This window comes from Pseudomonas sp. Pseusp97 (assembly GCF_047304025.1).
In the GTDB taxonomy this organism is placed as follows: domain Bacteria; phylum Pseudomonadota; class Gammaproteobacteria; order Pseudomonadales; family Pseudomonadaceae; genus Pseudomonas.
Window position 1 is genome coordinate 26,149 of sequence record NZ_JBGLYK010000015.1, and the last position, 17,804, is coordinate 43,952.

General features: G+C 62.8%; 8 protein-coding genes and 1 pseudogene. 7 read left to right on the top strand and 2 right to left on the bottom strand.

Going from position 1 to position 17,804, the window contains the following annotated elements:
- The first annotated feature begins 37 nt into the window (after positions 1-37).
- Both ACCC94_RS05240 and ACCC94_RS05245 read left to right on the top strand, forming a co-directional pair.
- Positions 38-634 carry an NAD(P)H-dependent oxidoreductase gene (locus tag ACCC94_RS05240; RefSeq protein WP_413348334.1) on the top strand — a complete coding sequence of 199 codons (597 nt, stop codon included), beginning with the start codon at positions 38-40 and terminating at the stop codon, positions 632-634.
- A gap of 23 nt (positions 635-657) precedes the next feature.
- On the top strand, positions 658-1,269 hold the full coding sequence (locus tag ACCC94_RS05245; protein WP_413348335.1) for a TetR/AcrR family transcriptional regulator: 612 nt from the start codon (positions 658-660) through the stop codon (positions 1,267-1,269).
- 253 nt (positions 1,270-1,522) lie between these two features.
- Here ACCC94_RS05245 and ACCC94_RS05250 read toward each other — a convergent pair.
- Positions 1,523-1,651: pseudogene (locus tag ACCC94_RS05250) on the bottom strand (NAD(P)/FAD-dependent oxidoreductase); the annotation flags it as partial.
- A gap of 212 nt (positions 1,652-1,863) precedes the next feature.
- On the opposite strand from ACCC94_RS05250, the gene ACCC94_RS05255 reads away from it, so the two are divergent.
- The 5 genes from ACCC94_RS05255 to ACCC94_RS05275 all read left to right on the top strand — a co-directional run bounded on the left by ACCC94_RS05255 (position 1,864) and on the right by ACCC94_RS05275 (position 8,779).
- Positions 1,864-2,481, top strand: a complete 618-nt coding sequence (locus tag ACCC94_RS05255) for a TetR/AcrR family transcriptional regulator (RefSeq protein WP_413348336.1) — start codon at positions 1,864-1,866, stop codon at positions 2,479-2,481.
- 72 nt (positions 2,482-2,553) lie between these two features.
- On the top strand, positions 2,554-3,675 hold the full coding sequence (locus tag ACCC94_RS05260) for an efflux RND transporter periplasmic adaptor subunit (protein ID WP_413348337.1): 1,122 nt from the start codon (positions 2,554-2,556) through the stop codon (positions 3,673-3,675).
- Entirely contained in the window at positions 3,672-6,761 is a 3,090-nt protein-coding gene (locus ACCC94_RS05265; protein WP_413348338.1) for an efflux RND transporter permease subunit, read from the top strand. Before ACCC94_RS05260 ends, ACCC94_RS05265 begins: the two co-directional genes overlap by 4 nt.
- A 139-nt stretch (positions 6,762-6,900) precedes the next feature.
- A complete protein-coding gene (locus ACCC94_RS05270; RefSeq protein ID WP_413348339.1) occupies positions 6,901-7,683 on the top strand; it encodes an SDR family NAD(P)-dependent oxidoreductase in 783 nt (260 codons plus the stop codon).
- 97 nt (positions 7,684-7,780) lie between these two features.
- A complete protein-coding gene (locus tag ACCC94_RS05275) occupies positions 7,781-8,779 on the top strand; it encodes a helix-turn-helix domain-containing protein (RefSeq protein WP_413348340.1) in 999 nt (332 codons plus the stop codon).
- 919 nt (positions 8,780-9,698) lie between these two features.
- Here ACCC94_RS05275 and ACCC94_RS05280 read toward each other — a convergent pair.
- Positions 9,699-17,786 (bottom strand): autotransporter-associated beta strand repeat-containing protein, encoded by an 8,088-nt coding sequence (locus tag ACCC94_RS05280; protein ID WP_413348350.1) that lies wholly within the window; start codon positions 17,784-17,786, stop codon positions 9,699-9,701.
- Between the last annotated feature and the right edge of the window lie 18 nt (positions 17,787-17,804).

A 17,804-nucleotide genomic window follows, 5' to 3' on the forward strand; every position in this document is an offset into this window, starting at 1 on the left:
CTTCCCGGCCGCCTGCCAAGTAACTGGAGCCTCCACCATGCACAGCCTGATCGTCGTCGCTCACCCCAATCCCGAATCCTTGACTCACGCCATTGCCCGACAGGTCGCCCTGGGCATAACCGCTTCGAACTCGCAGCACACCACCGAATTCGCCGATCTGGCGGCCGAAGGGTTCGACCCGCGCTTCAACCAGGAGGACCAAGCGCTGTTCATCGGACAGGGAACCGTGCCTGCCGATGTGGCTATCGAGCAGCAACGCCTGGATCGCGCCGATGCCCTGGTGATCGTCTATCCGATCTACTGGTGGTCGTTTCCTGCCTTGCTCAAAGGCTGGATCGATCGTGTGTTCTCCATAGGCTGGGCCTACGAGGACAACGGCAATGGCAAGGTCGTGAAGAAGCTGCAGCGTCTGAATGTCCATCTGGTCGCTGTGGGAGGAGCAGACGAAGGCACCTTCACTCGCCACGGCTACGCGCCTGCCATGAAGACCCAGATCGACCACGGAATCTTCGATTACTGCGGAGCCAGCGTACACAGCTCCACGTTTCTGCTGGCCTCGGATGACGGCTATCCGGCCGCTCACCTGGAGACTGCGTTCGCAATAGGCACCAGGGTGGCGGCTTCCCAGCGCTGAGGCGGAGTGGGACAATCCTCTGCATGACTTCACCCACTCCTGAGCCTTCGCGCCGACGCCTGACCCGAGAGGCCCGCACTCGCCAATTGCTGGATGCCTCCTGGGCACTGATCAGCGACGAGGGCACGGACGCCCTCACGCTGGGTCGCCTGGCCGAGGTCGCCGGCATCACCAAGCCCGTCGCTTACGATCACTTCGGCACGCGCAATGGCTTGCTCGCTGCGTTGTACGAAGACTACGACATTCGCCAGACAGCCCTTTTCGATGCCGCCATCGAAGGCGCCAAACCGACCCTGGCGGACAAGGCGCGCACCTTCGCCGCCGCGTATGTGGACTGCGTGCTGACACAGGGCCGGGAGATCCAGGGGGTCCTGGCTGCATTGAGCGGCTCGCCGGAACTGGCGGCCGTCAAGCGCCAGTACCAGAAGGCGTTCATCGAAAAGTGCGCTGGGATATTCGCGCCTTTCAGCGAAGCTGCAGGGATATCGAGCGCCAGCCTCTGGGCGATGCTTGGCGCCGCCGACGCCTTGTCGGATGCAGCCGTGGTGGGTGAGATCACCGCCGAGCAAGCAAAAGAAGAGCTGCGACACACCATCCTCGGGATGGTCAGACGCAGCAGGCACGCGTCGCCCTGAACGGCGAGCCGCCCCGGTCGTTCCTGTCCGGCGAATGCTCCTTCTGCCCTCCTCCGGCAATGACGCTTCCTCGGGAACGCCACCTGTTCTGCCCGCATTGACATAACGCTAAACGGGCCGGGCGCCTTGGAATCAGGCGGCGCACCTGGCGCCAAGGCGCATCCCGTCAGACTCGACAATCTTTCCTTCGCCGCAGCGATGTAAGCCAGCCCTCTCGAAGGCTACGGCGCAACCGGAAAGGCAATCGGTGCGCTCAAACCAGCATCGATTGCTGAGCGAAGATACCCGCCATCGCGCCCTGCGATGATGCCTGGGTGACCGAGGGCAGGAAGGGCGTCGTGAGGTCGCCGGCGGCGTAGATGCCGGGCGCGCTGGTCCTCTTAGCTGCAGCGATCGGCTCGTTGCACACTGGAAGACTCCAACGAACTGGATGAGCCCAGGCTGCTGAAGAAAGACGTCTGCACGATTACCGATGCAGAGGCACTGATCCCCCGTTGGCGCCCATTCTTACGGGCAGACATCCGGACATCAGTGACCATAATACATATTGGTCACATGTTGTCCATCCCCTGACGGCTATGTAGGCTATGGCGCATGAACAAGACACGCGCAGCAAAAACAACCACCCGTGGGCCGGCAGATCATGAGGTGCGCGATCAGATCGTGGCCGCAGCCACCGAGCATTTCAGCCGCTATGGCTACGAAAAGACCACGGTTTCCGACCTCGCAAAGTCGATCGGATTTTCCAAGGCCTACATCTACAAGTTCTTCGAGTCCAAGCAGGCCATTGGCGAAATGATCTGCTCGAACTGCATCAGGCAGATAGAGGCCGAGGTCCGGGCCGCCGTCAGCGAGGTCGATCGTCCGCCAGAGAAGCTGCGCCGCATGTTCAAGGCGCTTGTGGAGGCATGCCTGCGTTTGCTGTTTCACGACCGCAAGCTCTACGAAATTGTCGTGTCCGCAGCCTCCGAACGCTGGCAGGTGACTTTCGAGTATGAAAATCTCATTGAGGAGATCATCCAGGACATCCTGCAGCAAGGTCGGCAGAGCGGCGACTTCGAGCGCAAGACCCCGCTCGATGAAGCCACCAAGGCGGTCCACCTGGTTATGCGCCCGTATTTCAACCCGCTGCTTCTGCAATACAGCCTCGACTCCACCGACGAAGCTCCCGCCCTGTTATCCAGCCTGGTGCTGCGAAGTTTGTCTCCGTAACGCTGTGACCATTGACTAAATTAGTCACTAGATACAAAGTGAGGTCCCCTACTTCCTTGCGATGGGCTCCTCATGCGTCGGCGCAGCCTTCTTCTGTCCACTCTCATCGGTGTAATCCCGCTCGCGCTGGCCGCCTGCGGCGAAAAAGCGCCTACCGATCCCCGTACTGACGCCCCCCTGGTGCGGGTTGCCGTTCCCCAGTCGGCAGCGCCCGCACCGCGCTCTTTCACCGGTATCGTTGCGGCACGAGTTCAGAGCGACCTGGGCTTCCGTGTCTCCGGAAAAGTGCTGGAGCGTCTCGTCGATACCGGCCAATCGGTCAAGCGCGGCCAGGTCCTGCTCCGTCTCGATCCGGTCGATCTGAAGCTCGCTGCCCATGCGCAGCGCGAAGCCGTGGCCGCTGCCCGGGCGCGAGCGAAACAAGCAAGTGAAGATGAGGCGCGCTACCGAACCCTGCGCGGAACCGGCGCCGTATCGGCATCGGCCTACGCTCAGTACAAAGCCGCGGCGGACACGGCGCGAGCACAACTCAGCGCGGCCGAAGCCCAAGCCGAGGTCGCCGCCAATGCGACCGGGTACGCCGACTTGCTGGCGGACGCCAACGGCGTCGTCATGGAGACGCTGGTCGAGCCTGGCCAGGTTGTGAGTGCCGGGCAGCCTGTCGTTCGGGTGGCCCATGCCGGCCCTCGAGAAGCGGTTGTCCAGCTGCCGGAAACCTTGCGTCCCGCGGTTGGTTCATCGGCCCGCGCCACGCTGTTCGGCAAAGACAACGTCAGCGTGGAAACCAGCCTCCGTCAGCTCTCGGATGTCGCCGACCGCCTGACACGCACCTTCGAGGCGCGTTACGTGCTCAATGGAGAACTGGCCCAGGCTCCGCTCGGCACGACCATCACTGTTCAAATCCCGACCGGAATAGCGCAGGAGCCGGCACAGAACGACCTGCAGATTCCGATTGGCGCGTTGTACGACGAAGGCAAAGGCCCTGGTGTGTGGGTCATCCAAGGCAACCCTGCGAAAGTGTCCTGGCGACCGGTTACGGTGCTGAATCTCGATGATGAACACGTACGCATCGCTGGCGTGTTCAAGCAGGACGAGCAGATCGTGGCTCTCGGCGCGCATTTGCTGCGCGAAGGGCAGCAGGTACGGTTGCCGGACTCGGCCGCCGTCGCTGCAGTCGAGGGAACCCCGCGATGAGTAATGGTCGCCTCAACCTGTCGGCGCTTGCGGTACGAGAGCGCTCCATCACCCTGTTCATGGTGTGCCTGATCTCCCTGGCAGGCCTTATCGCTTTCTTCAAGCTGGGAAGGGCGGAGGATCCTGCGTTCACCGTCAAGGTGATGACCATCGTGACTGCGTGGCCTGGAGCGACCGCGCAGGAGATGCAGGATCAGGTTGCCGAGAAGATCGAGAAACGCCTTCAGGAGCTGCGCTGGTACGACCGCAGCGAGACCTATACGAGACCGGGGTTGGCCTTCACTACCCTTTCTCTACTGGACAGTACCCCACCCTCGGAGGTGCCTGAAGAGTTCTACCAGGCCCGCAAGAAAATCAGCGATGAGGCGAAGACCCTGCCCGAAGGGGTCATCGGCCCGCTGGTCAACGACGAGTACTCGGACGTCACCTTTGCGCTGTTTGCGCTCAAGGCCAGAGGGGAACCCCAACGCCTGCTCGTGCGCGACGCGGAATCGCTACGTCAGCGCTTGTTGCACGTGCCTGGCGTGAAGAAGGTCAACATTATCGGCGAGCAGGCCGAGCGCATCTTTGTCGAGCTATCCCATGAACGCTTGGCGACCTTGGGTATTGGTCCCCAGGAAGTGTTCGCCGCGCTCAATGGCCAGAATGCCCTGACGCCAGCAGGCTCAGTTGAAACCAAGGGGCCGCAGGTCTTCCTGCGACTCGACGGCGCCTTCGATGAGTTGCAGAAAATCCGCGATACGCCCGTCATGGCACAAGGTCGCACGCTGCAGTTGTCGGATGTCGCCACCGTCAGGCGCGGCTACGAAGACCCGGCGACATTCCTGATCCGCAACGGCGGCGAGCCGGCCCTGCTCCTGGGCGTAGTCATGCGCGAGGGCTGGAATGGTCTCGACCTTGGGAAGGCCCTGAACGACGAGGTGAGCGCCATCAATGGAGAGCTGCCACTGGGCATGAGCCTGAGCGGAGTTACGGATCAGGCGGTCAATATCAGCGCCTCGGTCGACGAGTTCATGATCAAGTTCTTCGTCGCGCTGCTGGTGGTCATGCTGGTGAGTTTCATCAGCATGGGATGGCGCGTGGGGATAGTGGTCGCCGTGGCAGTGCCGCTGACTTTGGCGATGGTTTTCGTGGTCATGGCGGCGACTGGCAAGAACTTCGACCGTATCACCCTGGGCTCGCTGATTCTTGCCCTGGGACTGTTGGTGGACGATGCCATCATCGCCATCGAGATGATGGTGGTGAAGATGGAGGAAGGCTACAGCCGCATCCAGGCTTCCGCCTATGCCTGGAGCCATACCGCAGCGCCAATGTTGTCCGGCACATTAGTCACCGCCGTAGGCTTCATGCCCAACGGCTTCGCCCGATCCACGGCGGGCGAATACACCAGCAACATGTTCTGGATCGTCGGTATCGCACTGATCGCTTCGTGGCTGGTTGCGGTGCTGTTCACCCCTTATTTCGGAGTCAAGTTGCTGCCCGACTTCAAGAAGGTCGAAGGCGGACATGACGCCATCTACGATACCCCGCGCTACAACCGTTTTCGCCAGCTGCTCAGCCAGGTCATTGCGCACAAGTGGAAGGTTGCCGGCGCAGTCGTCGGGCTTTTCGTCATGGCCATTCTTGGCATGGGCATAGTCAAGAAGCAGTTCTTCCCCATCTCAGACCGCCCCGAAGTGCTGGTGGAAGTGCAGATGCCCTATGGCACCTCCATTGCCCAGACCAGCGCCGCCACCGAGAAGGTCGAAGCGTGGTTGGCTCAGCAGAAGGAGGCCCGGATCGTGACCGCGTACATCGGCCAGGGCGCACCGCGCTTCTTCATGGCCATGGGGCCGGAACTGCCGGATCCCTCGTTCGCCAAGATTGTGGTGCGCACCGACAACCAGGACGAGCGCGAAGCGCTGAAGCATCGGCTGCGTCAGGCGGTCACCGAGGGGCTGGCCAACGAAGCGCGGGTTCGGGTCTCCCAACTGGTCTTCGGCCCGTACTCTCCCTACCCGGTTGCTTACCGAGTAACCGGCCCTAGCCCGGACAAGCTTCGTGAAATTGCTGCCCAGGTGCAGCAGGTCATGGAAGCCAGTCCGATGATGCGGACAGTCAATATCGATTGGGGCGCACGCGTGCCTTCGCTGCACTTCACCCTGCAGCAGGACCGCCTGCAGGCGGTGGGCTTGACCTCCAGCGCCGTCGCGCAGCAGCTGCAGTTCCTGCTCAGCGGAGTGCCGATCACCGCTGTGCGCGAGGACATTCGCACCGTTCAGGTCATGGCCCGCGCGGCCGGGGATATCCGCTTCGATCCGACCAGAGTCATGGACTTCACATTGGCGGGCGCCAATGGGCAACGCATCCCGTTATCGCAAGTGGGCAATGTCGAAGTGCGCATGGAGGAGCCGATCATGCGCTGGCGCGACCGCACACCGACGATCACCGTGCGGGGCGACATTGCCGAGGATCTGCAGCCGCCGGATGTCTCGGCCGCCATCAGCCAGCAGCTCCAGCCCATCATCGAAAAGCTGCCAGGCGGTTATCGCATCGAACAGGCCGGCTCCATCGAAGAGTCGGGCAAGGCGAGCAAAGCCATGCTGCCGTTGTTCCCGATCATGTTGGCCGTCACGCTGATCATCATCATTGTGCAGGTACGGTCGATTTCCGCGATGGTCATGGTCTTTCTGACCAGCCCCCTGGGGCTGATTGGCGTGGTGCCCACTCTGATCCTTTTCAACCAACCCTTCGGCATCAATGCCCTGGTCGGGCTGATCGCGCTGTCCGGCATCCTCATGCGCAACACGCTCATCCTGATCGGGCAGATCCGTCATAACGAAGCGGAGGGGCTGGCGCCGTTCCAGGCAGTCGTCGAAGCCACCGTGCAGCGCGCCAGACCGGTGATCCTCACAGCTCTGGCCGCCGTCCTGGCCTTCATCCCGCTCACCCATTCGGTGTTCTGGGGAGCACTCGCTTACACGCTGATCGGCGGCGCCTTCGCTGGAACTGTCCTGACTCTGGTCTTCCTGCCAGCCATGTATTCCATCTGGTTCCGGATATACCCCATCAGCCATGCGCCAGCCGCACAACCCGCACAGCCTTAGCCGGCATTCCTCACCGTGAGAGGTTCCGCCAGATTGGCATGATCGGAATTAGACCTGGCGCGATGCGCTAGTGCTGCTTTGCCAAGCGCCCCTTAGCATCTCCCTACCCCATTGGTTTGATCGTAAAACAGGAGATGTCATGGAATCCCGGACTGCATTGATTACCGGAGCCTCGAGCGGTATCGGACTGGAACTGGCGCGCATCCATGCAAGCCAGGGTGGCGATGTCGTGCTGGTGGCGCGTTCGCGCGACAAGTTGGAGGCCATAAAGCGGGAACTCCAGGCGCAGCACGGCGTGAAGACTTACGTAATCGCGGAAGATCTGGCCGATCCGGACGCAGCGAATCGCATCTTCAGAGCCACTGAGTCCCTGGGATTGGCCATCGATGTCCTGATCAACAACGCAGGCTTCGGCGGGCACGGAAAGTTCGTCGAACGCGATCTCGGCGCTGACCAGGCCATGATGCGGGTGAACATGGCGACCCTTACTTCGCTGACCCATCATTACCTCAAGGGCATGATTGCGCGCAGGCGCGGGCGCATCCTGAACGTCTCGTCGACCGCATCGTTCATGCCCGGCCCGCTGCAGGCGGTGTACTACGCAACCAAGGCCTACGTCACCTCCTTCACCCAGGCCATCGCCGAGGAGGTAAGGGAGTACGGCGTGACGGCCACGGTATTGTGTCCGGGTGCGGTAGCCACCGGGTTCGTCGCGGCGGGTGACCTGCAGGGCGTCGATGTCTGGAAGAATGCCAGGACGGCGGAATCCGTGGCGCAGTGCGGATACAAGGCGATGGAACGAGGTGAGCTGGTAGCCTTCAATGAATGCAAGTTGCGGCTCATGCTCGACTGGATCGTTCCTCTGTTGCCTCGCAGAACGGTGCTCAAGGTGTCGCGGCAGGCGATGGAGAAGACATCCTGAGCCAGGCTCGGGTGCCGGACGTTCAAGCCGGCCCGCTGACCTGCCGCCCAGATTCCCAGTGCCCGCCAGCAACCCGACTCCAAGGGACATCTCGACCATGAAGCAAGCCAGGCATTTTGCCGTGCATCCCGGATGGAAGCTGATTATCGCCGATCTGGGAATAGCCGCCGGAGATCTGCTGACCCTGGCCGAGCTACCCGCCGACCTGTTCAGCCGCAAGGATGCAACCTTATCCCCGCCTGAATACTTCCGGCTTTTTGTTGGCCTCGAACAGTTGGTCGGCGAATCGCAGCTGCCTCTGCGGCTTGGCGGCGCCATTTCGGTCGAGGCTTTCGATCCGCCTCTTTTCGCCTGCCTGTGCAGCCCGAATCTCAATGTCGCCCTCACTCGGCTTGCCGAATACAAGCGACTCTGCGGTCCCCTGGCGCTGGACGTCTTCGTCCGCGACACGCACACGGAGGTCTTCATCGAATGCTACGGTTATGACCGCCCGTTACCGCGCAGCCTCTGCGCCATGGAGCTGGTATTCCTCACCCACCTGGCGCGTCTTGCCACGCGGCAGGACATCGTTCCAACAGAGGCGGAGCTGGTGGTGCTACCGGGCCTGGCCCGGCCTTGCGAAGAATTCCTCGGGTGCCGTCTGCAGCGAGGCAGTCGCAACCGGATTCGCTTCTCGGCAGAAGATGCGACCCGCCCGTTTCTCACCGAGAACGTCGCCATGTGGCAGTTCTTCGAGCCGGAACTGCAGACGAGGCTGTCGATGCTGGAGACCGGAGCCAGCACGCGCGAACGGGTACGCAGTGCACTGCTGGACATGCTGCCCAGCGGCCGGAGCAGCATCCAGGATATTTCCGCGCGTCTGGCGATGAGCAAACGCTCACTGCAACGCCACCTGGCGGACGAGGCCCTGAGCTATCAGGAGGTGCTTGACGACACTCGGGCAAGCCTGGCCCGTCATTACCTCTCCCGCTCGACCATTTCTCCAGGAGAAATCTCCTTCCTCATTGGTTTTCAGGATGCCAATTCATTCCTGCGGGCCTTCAAGGCCTGGACGGGCATGACCCCCGGGGAATACCGGAACCAGCATTGCCATTGAAAGCAACAGCGCCGGTGTGCTGCTTCAGTTCGCTTGGGGACGGCTGGTGCAAGGGGCAATTAACGGCCAGAAGCGGACATACGATGGATGTCTCACTCATTTGCGCCCAACGCGTCAGAGACTGACAGCGCCCCATCGGCGGAATTGATTAAATACCCGAAACCCGACGTAATCGAGTTTCCGCAGACTGCCCCCTCGGTAGTAACAGTCCCAGTAACTGATCATCCGATCCTGTGATCGTTTGAAAAACATTGGATTTTCGCGAAAGAACGCTGCGTAAGCGCTCTGATCCATCGACGGTAAGCTCGCCTCAATCTCGCAAAGGATTTCAGCTACATACTCGCCACAGAGATGAAAGACGAATGGAATAACCCAAGGCTCGGATGAGGCAACCAAATGCCTCACATAGCGTTGACGTAAATGGCCATCATGGTGCCGAGTCATGATGCATGCATGTATTGTTGCTAAAGCACCGTCAAATCGAAGATCCAACGCATCGCCATACTCGTGGTGAACTCGGTATGGGATATTCATTAACTCGCCCTGCAACAGGACCTGAGAGCCCTGATGGGAGGCAGTGCTGGGATGAATCAAGTCAGCGACGAGGGCACTGCGGGAAAGGCAGACATCAAAGCGCAATTCCGAACTTCAGAGTTTGTTGAACGCGTGTTTTCCATTCGGTTTTTCCATAAACCAAGCTTGCGTAGCTTTGCCACACGAAGACGTATGATCGCTGAATGCTACGGAATTCCGCTATGGTCGATAGCAGACATCGGACTCGAAACGCAGGTTGCTATCAGTCATGTTGGCTCCCCCCTGCAACGCTGGATAGCTAATCTACGCGACGGCTCTCCTCTCACGAAGAGAGCCTGCGGCAACCCCAACCCAAGGCATTACCGCCTGCTGTAAGAAAGGGGGGTTAGAAGCTCACGTTCAGCCCCAGGCGAATACCGTTGTCCTTATAGCCATCGCCGAACTGCCCGGAGTAACCCAGGTCCACCGTGGTGCCACTGGCAACCTGCGCGGTGACGCCTAACTGCGCCAGCGCGGTGTCCTGCGCCAGTGGCGTGCCCGTGACGGTGAACGCATCGCCGCCGGCGAACGACAACTGGCGCTTCGGATCGAGGTCGTCGAACGCATGTTGCCAGCCTAGAGCCCCCTGCAGCGCAAGTGGCACCGAGCCCACAGTGGTCAGCGCCGTGGAGGCGTGCAGGCCGAGGGTGCCGTAGGTCACATCGTCCTCCTCGCTGTTGCCACGCAGCGCGGTGCTGCCGCCGTGTTCCTTGAAGCTGTCGCTGTCGACCTTGACGTGTGCCAGACCGGCGAAAGGTTCCAGGGTGAAGTCGCCAGCGGCGATGGCGTAACCCAGTTCGCCGAAGACTTGCGTGGTGTTGGCGTCGTAGCTGGCCTTGTCGTGCTCGGCGAGGCTACCGACCTGCACGTGGCGACTGCTGTCGATGTCGTTCCACGCGTGCGAGGCGCCGACGCGCAGGTTCAGGGCATCCCACTGGCCGGAGGCGAACAGGGTCAGCGAAGTGCTGTCGATCTCGGCCGAGGAACTGCGAGCGTCGAGGTCGAGCTTGCTGGTGCCATAGCCAGCCGCGACGCCGACGCGCCAGTTGTCGCCCACCGGCAGGTCGATGCCCAGCAGGGTGCCGCGGCTGTCGTGATCCAGGCGCGCCGTGTTGCTGTTGCCGCTGGTGTCGCCCCAGCCGCCGTAGCCCTGCAGCCAGAAGGTCATGCCACTGTCGGCGTCGGTATGCAGGATGGCGTCGGTCGAGGCCTGCCCTTGAGCCGCACGCAGGCGTTGGCCAATGGCATCGCGCACATAGCGGCTGTCGTCGAACAGCGCCCCCTGGGTGCTGGCATGCAGTTCGCCGGAAAGACTGTCGTAGGCGGCTTGAGCCTGCTCGACGGTGAGCACGCTGATGGCGTTGTACAGCGTGCCTGTTGCGAGCGATTCGACGCCGGCGGCGGCTGAGCGCTGGTTGTAGCTACGGCCCGCGGAGATGAAGCTGACGTCGTTGCGCTCCAGGGTCAGCTCCACGCCGGTGGCGCTGTAAGCCAGCTCCGGGGTGAGGAATGCCAGATTGCTACTGACACCGGTGAAGGTGCCGTTGAGCGAGGCGGCCTGGATGATGCCGTAGGAGGTGCTGGGCGCCCAGTCGCCGGCACCGGCGAGTACTTTGAGATTGGCGCCATTCAGATTGACGGCGCCGGTGGAGATGAGCCGGTCCGAGCTGCCGTCCGGGTTGGCTTCGATCTCCAGGTTCGATCCGACGGCCAGGTTCACGTTGCCGTCCACGTGCAGCGTGCCGATGGAGTTGCCCGGATTGAGCGTTGCTCCGCTGGCGAGGTCGACACGGCCAATGATATTGCCGTGGCCGCCGAGCAGTGCGCCGTTGGCGACCTGCACGTCGCTGGCCAGGCTCGCCGTGCTGCCAGCCGCGCCGCCGATGATCAGGCTGCCGGCGTTGACCAGGGTGCCGCCAGCGACGCTTGACCGGCCGTTCAGCACCAGCTTGCCGGTGCCGGTTTTGCTCAGGCTACCCGGGCCATTGAGGCTGCCCTCGTAGACACTGTTGGCATTGTTGCTGCCGACCTGCAACTCGCTGCCCGAGGCCAGCGTGATAGTGCCGTTACCGCTCAGGGCGCCCAGCACGGTAGTGCCCCCCACGCTGGCGGTAGCGATATCGCTGACGTTCAGGCTGGCATTACCCAGGGCATTGTTGCCGTTCAGGATCAGGCTGCCGCCGAGGATGTTCAGCGCGCCGCTGAAGCTGTTGTCGCCGCTCAGCGTCAGGTTGCTGGCGCCCTGCTTGGTCAGCGAGCCGGTGCCGCTGATGACACCGGCCAGGCCCAGTTCATTGCTGCCGGCTAGAGTCAGTTCGCCGGCGAGCGTGATGGCATTACCCAGCGTCAGCGCGGCGCTGCTGTCCAGCGTGGTGCCGCCGGCGGCGTTCAGGCTACCGCTGCCCAGGGCGCCGGCGTTACCCAGAAGCAGCGTGCCGCCATTGAGCCGGGTACCGCCGCTGTAGGTGTTGGCGCCGTTGAGGGCCAGGGTGCCGCTGCCGTTCTTGGTCAGCGAGCCGTTGCCGCTGACATCGCCGTTCAGGGTCAGGTCGTGGCTGCCGGCCAGGGCCAGGCCGCCATCCAGGACGACCGCGTTGCCCAGGGCCAGCGCCGCGCTGGTGTCCAGGGTAGTGCCGTTGGCGGCGGTCAGGCCGCCGCTGCCCAGGGCGCCGGCGTTGCCCAGCACCAGCGTACCGCCATTGAGCGCGGTGCCGCCGGTGTAGCTGTTGGCACCGTTGAGAACCAGGGTGCCGCTGTCGTATTTGCCCAGCGAGGCGGTACCGGTAAGTTCTACATCGATGGTCGCCGTAGCATTGGGATCGACGCGAATCGCCGCGTTGCCCAGCGAGCCGTTGACCAGGCTCAACGCCCCGGCCGTGCCGCCCTGCAGGCGATAGCCGTCGGTGACGAACTGCATGCCGTTGGCGGTTTGTGTTCCGTTGATCGTCACCGTGCCGGCCGTGCCCTGGAACACCGCAAAGCTGTTGGCCCAGGCCTGGTTGGTGGTGCCGTTGACGTCGGTCCAGTTGCTGGTGCCGGTACCCCAGGTACCACTACCGCCATCCACCGAACCGTTGGCGGCCAGCTGGCTGCCGTCCCAGAACTGCACGGTGGTGCCCGGCATGGACACCAGCAGGTTGACCCGATTGGCCAGCGCGGTTTGCAGAGCCAGATCGCCGGGAGTGGCGCCACCCGGCAGGCTGCCGAGGAGCATACCGTTGTCAATCAGGCTGCCGGCGTAGTCGAAGAGGCGGTACACACCGTTGCCGAAGCCGCCGATATCGCTGACATTGAGGGTGCCGTCGAGGGTCAGGTTACCGCCGACGCTGACCAGCGCGTTGCCGCTACCGGAGGTCGGTGCGCCGAGTCCGATATCGAAGTTGGAGTTGGCGTTGAATGCCAGGGAATTCACCAACAGGGTACTGCCGGTGGCGCCGGCCAGGTGCCCGCCATCCGCCACGGTTACAGCCCCGCCGAGCGAGCCACTGCCGGCCAGAGTGCCGCCACTGTTGACGAGCACACTGGCGCTGTCCAGCGAGCCGCTGACATTCAAGGTGCCGGCGTTGACCGTGGCGTTGCCGGTCAGGCTGTTGATGCCGGTCAGGGTCAGCGTACCGGTGCCGAGTTTGCTCAGTTCGCCGCTGCCGGTGAGCACGCCGTCGAAAAGGCTGCTGGCGTTGTTGCTGCCGATGCTCAGGGTCTTGCCGAAGCCGACCAGTGCGGTGCCGCTGCCAGTCAGGCTGGCGAGGCTGCCCGAGCCGCCGAGATTGAGTGTCGCTGCATTGCCGAGATTGACGCCGGCGTTGCTTCCCAGCGCTGTATTGCCCAGGGTCGTGAGACTACCGGACTGCACATTGAAGGTGCCGCTGAAGGTGTTGTTGCCGGTCAGCGTAAGGTCGGCTGTGCCGTTCTTGGTGAGAGTCCCCGCCCCGGAAAGCACGCCGCTCAGCGTCAGGTTGTTGCTACCTGCCACACCGAGGTTGGCGTTGGCGTTGATGTCGTTTGCCAGGTTCAGCGGTGCGCTGGTGTCGAGGGTCGCATCACCCGCCACGGTCAATGCGCCGTTACCCAAGGCTGTGCTCGATCCCAGTGTCAGCGTACCCGCCTTGAGCGTAGTACCGCCGCGGAAGGTATTGCTGCCATTGAGGGTCAGGTTGGCAGCGCTGTTCTTGATCAGCGCACCGTTGCCAACGAGCACGCCGCCCAGGGTCAGGTTGTGGGTGCCAACATTGGTCAGGGTGGCGTTGAGCAGCACGTTGTTGCCGAGCGACACCGAAGTGTTGCTGTCCAGCGACGAGGCTCCGGCCACGGTCAGGTTGCCCAGACCGAGGGCGCCGTTGCTGCCGGCGGTCAGGGTGCCGGCATCAAGAGTGATGCCACCGAGGAAATTGTTGGCCCTGCTCAGGATCAGGTTGGCCGCGCCATTCTTGGTCAGGCTGCCGACGCCGTTGATGGCGCCGCTGAGCGTCAGATCATTGCTGCCGACGATGCCGAGGTTGCCCGCCAGGTTGATCGCGTTACCCGCCGTGAAGGCGCCGCTGGCATCCAGGGTGGTGCCGTTCGCCGCGTTCAGGGTGGCCGAGCCCAGCGCGCTGTTCGACGCCAGAACCAGCCCGCCCGCGTTCAGTGCCACCGGCCCGAGGAAAGCGTTGTTGCCGCCGAGGGTCAGGCTGGCCGATCCGTTCTTGATCAAGCCGCCGGTGCCGAAAATGACACCGTTGAGGGTCAGGGCATTCCTGCCGAGCACGGTGAGGTTGCCATTCAGTGTGGCAGCGTTGGCCAGGGTCACGGCGGTGTTGCTGTCGAGTCGCGTGCCGGCATTGGCGATCAACGCGCCAGTGCCCAGTGCGGTGTTGCTGCCGACAACCAGGGTGCCGCCGTCCAGTTGCGTGCCTCCGGTGTAGCTGTTGGCGCCGTTGAGCACCAGAGTGCCGGCGTCGAGTTTGTTGAGGATGCCGCTGCCGTTGATGTTCACGCCGACCGTGGCAGTCACGCCCGGATCAACCCGCATCGCCGTGGTACCACCAGTGCCGTTGACGGCGGTCAGCAACCCAGACGAGCCGTTGACCACGTTGTAGCCATCGGTGAGGAACTGCATCCCGGTGAACAGTTGCGTGCCGTTGACCGACACCGTGCCGGCCGTGCCCTGGAAGACTGCGAAGTCGTCGGCCCAGGTCTGGTTGATCGTACCGTTGGAATTGGTCCAGTTGGTACCGCCGGCATTCCAGGTGCCAGTGCCGCCATCCACGTTGCCATTGACGATCGCCTGGCTACCGTCCCAGAAACGCAGGTTGGTGTTCGGTGCCGACACCACCAGGTTGACCTGGTTGCCGAGGGTCTGCACGAGGATGTCGCCCAGGCCATAACCAACGGGCACGCTGCTGACAGTCAAGCCGTTGTCGGTCAGCGCCCCGGTGTAGGTGAACATGCGGTAGACACCGACGCCGAAGCCGCCGGCATCGGTGACGTTGAGGTTACCGTCGAGGGTCAGGTTGCCACCGATGTTCATCAGCGACGTAGTCGATGGCGTCGCGAGGTTCGCATCGAGATTGCTGTTGGTGCCCAGAGTCAGCGACGCGGCAGACAGCGTGTTGCCCCAGGACAAGGCCAGGTGGCCTCCGTCGTTGACGTTGAGGTTACCGAGAATCGAACCGCTGCCAGTCAGGCTCGCGCCGGAATTGACGTTGACCTGGGCACTGGCCAGCGAACCGCTGAGGTTCAGGGTGCCGCCGCTGACAGTGGTGATGCCGGTAAGGCCGTTGGTGCCGGTGAGGCTCAGCGTACCGGTGCCGACTTTGTTCAGACCACCGATACCGCCGAGAGCGCCATCGAAAGTGCTGGAGGTGCTCTGGCCACCCAGGGTCAGGGTGTTGCCCGCTCCGATCAATACATCACCGCTGCCGCTCAGGCCTCTGAGGCTCGCGCTGCTGCCTAGATTGAGAATGGCGCCGGCTCCGATATTGGCGCCGGAAGTGTTGCCCAACGCCCCGCTGCTCAGGGTGGTGACGCTACCTGAGGCGATGTTCAGTGCACCGGAGAAGGTGTTGTTACCACTGAGTGTCAGATCACTCAGTCCGTTCTTGGTCAGGTTGGCGGCTCCGCTGATCACACCGTTGAGCGTCAGGTTGTTGCTGCCGGCCAGAGCCAGGTCGGCGTTGAGCGTAATGTCGTTAGCGAGGCTGAGAGGACTGGTGTTTTCCAGTGTCGCTGCGCCGCCAACCGTCAGGGCGCTGGTGCCCAGGGCACCCGCATTGCCCATTGTCAGCGTACCCGCATTGAGCGTGGTGCCGCCGCTGTAGGTGTTGACGCCGTTGAGGGTCAGCTTGGAGGCGCCGTTCTTCACCAGTTGGCCGATTCCAGTCAGCACGCCGCCCAAGGTCAGATCCTGCGTGCCGCCGACGCTCAACGCAGCATTGAGAACGACCGCATTGCCCACGCTGACCAGTCCGGAGCTGCTGTCCAGGGTCGCTGCCCCGCCGACGGTCAGCGCACCGAAGCCGAGTGCGCTACTGTTGCCCAGGGTCAGCGTGCCTGCGTTCAGAGTGGTGCCTCCGATATAGGCATTGGCGCCGTTCAGATACAGGTTGGCCGCGCCGTTTTTCACCAGACGGCCGGCCCCGGCGACAGTCCCGGTGAGGGTCAGGTCTGCATTGCCACCGATGTTCATCGCCCCAGCCAGGTTGACCTGGTTTCCCAGGCTGACAGCCCTGTTGGTATCCAGCGTGGTGCCGGCCGCTGCGTTCAATGCACCGCTGCCGAGCGCGGAATTGCTGCCGACGATCAGCTTGCCCACGTTGAGTGCGGTGTTGCCGAAGTAGGTGTTGGCACCGTTGAGAATCAGGTCGGCCGGGCCGCTCTTGGTCAGGCCACCGACACCGGAGACCACGCCAGCGAGCGTCAGCGCGTTGCTGCCGGCGATGGTCAGGTTGCCACCGAGGTTGACGTTGTTGGCCAGGCTGGTCGCGGTGCTGGCATTCAGCGTGGTGTTGTTGCCGGCATTGAGCACGCCGGTGCCGAGGGCGGTGTTGGAGCCCACGACCAGTGTCCCGGCGTTCAGCGATGTAGATCCGGTGTAGGTGTTATTGCCGGTCAGGGTCAGGGTCGAAGAGCCGGTCTTGATCAGGTTGCTGCCACCACTGATCACGCCGCCGAGGGTCAGCGCACCGGTGCCGGTTGCAGTCAGGGTGCTGTTGAGGGTCATCGTGTTGTTCAACGAAACCGGGCTCGTCGCTGAAATGCTCGAAGAGCCGCCAACCGTGACTCCGCCGATGCCGAACGCCTGGTTGTTGCCGACCTGAACCACACCGCCGTTGAGCACGGTATTGCCGCTGTAGGTGTTGTTTCCGTTGAGGTTGATCTGCCCGCTGCCTATCTTGGTCAGGCCGCCGGAACCGGAAATCACCCCGTTCAGGGACATGCCATTGACCCCCTGCAGGGTCAGGCCGCCCGCGCCCAGGTTGATCTGGTTGGCCAGCGAAAGTCCGGCATTGCTGGCCTCAAGGACTCCGCCGTTGGACCACAGCACACCGCTGCCGAACGTGGCGTTGTCATTGAACTGCGCGACACCGCCATTGAGCGTGGTCGAACCACTGACCAACGGCCCCAGCAGAGTCCAGGTGCCGCTGTTGAGGGTCAGGTTGTTGAAGTTGACGTACGTCGCGTTGGATGCCGTGCCAATGCCGGCGGTGCCGCCACCGAGGTCAGGGCCGATGGTGTTTTGCAGGATTAGTGTGTTGTTACCGCCTGCGCCGCCTTCGATCGTCCCGGTCGGGGCGAAGGTCAGGTTGACGCCAATCAGGCCGCCAAGTCCCTGAGTGGTCTGGACGCCGTCACCGACGCTGACGCTCGAACCGGTGATTGCGTAGAAGGTGTTGGTGCTGCCCGCCCCCATCGACACGCTGCCAGTGATGCTGCCGGCGTTGGTGAATACGTTGCCGCCCGCCGACGTCTCGAACGCCACCCGGCCATTGATCGTGCCGGTGTTGGTCATGTTGACTTGCGATCCACCATAGACCCCGACCACAGGGGTATCGGCCAGGGTGGCCCCGCTGCTCGACAGCGCGGTGGAGGTAATAGTGCCGTCGTTGGTGAGGGTCGTAGTGCCCGCCAGCGAGTTGTTCACGGCTATAGCCAGACCATCGATGCTGGTCAGGTTCTGTCCGAACCGCATGCCGGTGCCGCGAATGATCCCGCTGACAGTGTTGGCCACGCTCACCGTACTGGTGGCACCACTGCCAATGAACGCACCGCCGCTAAGGACCGAAACATACCCCAGCAACGCCGGGTCGATGGTGCCGGCGTTGTTCAGGTTGATATTGGCTCCGGTCAGGTTGAAGACCTTCCCCCCCAGCGTCGCGTTCATCTGCGCGCCCGAGTTGACGTTGAGCGTCAGACCGCTGGTGGCACTGCTGTAGTCATTGAGAAACAGCGGCACGGTCGGGACACCGCTACA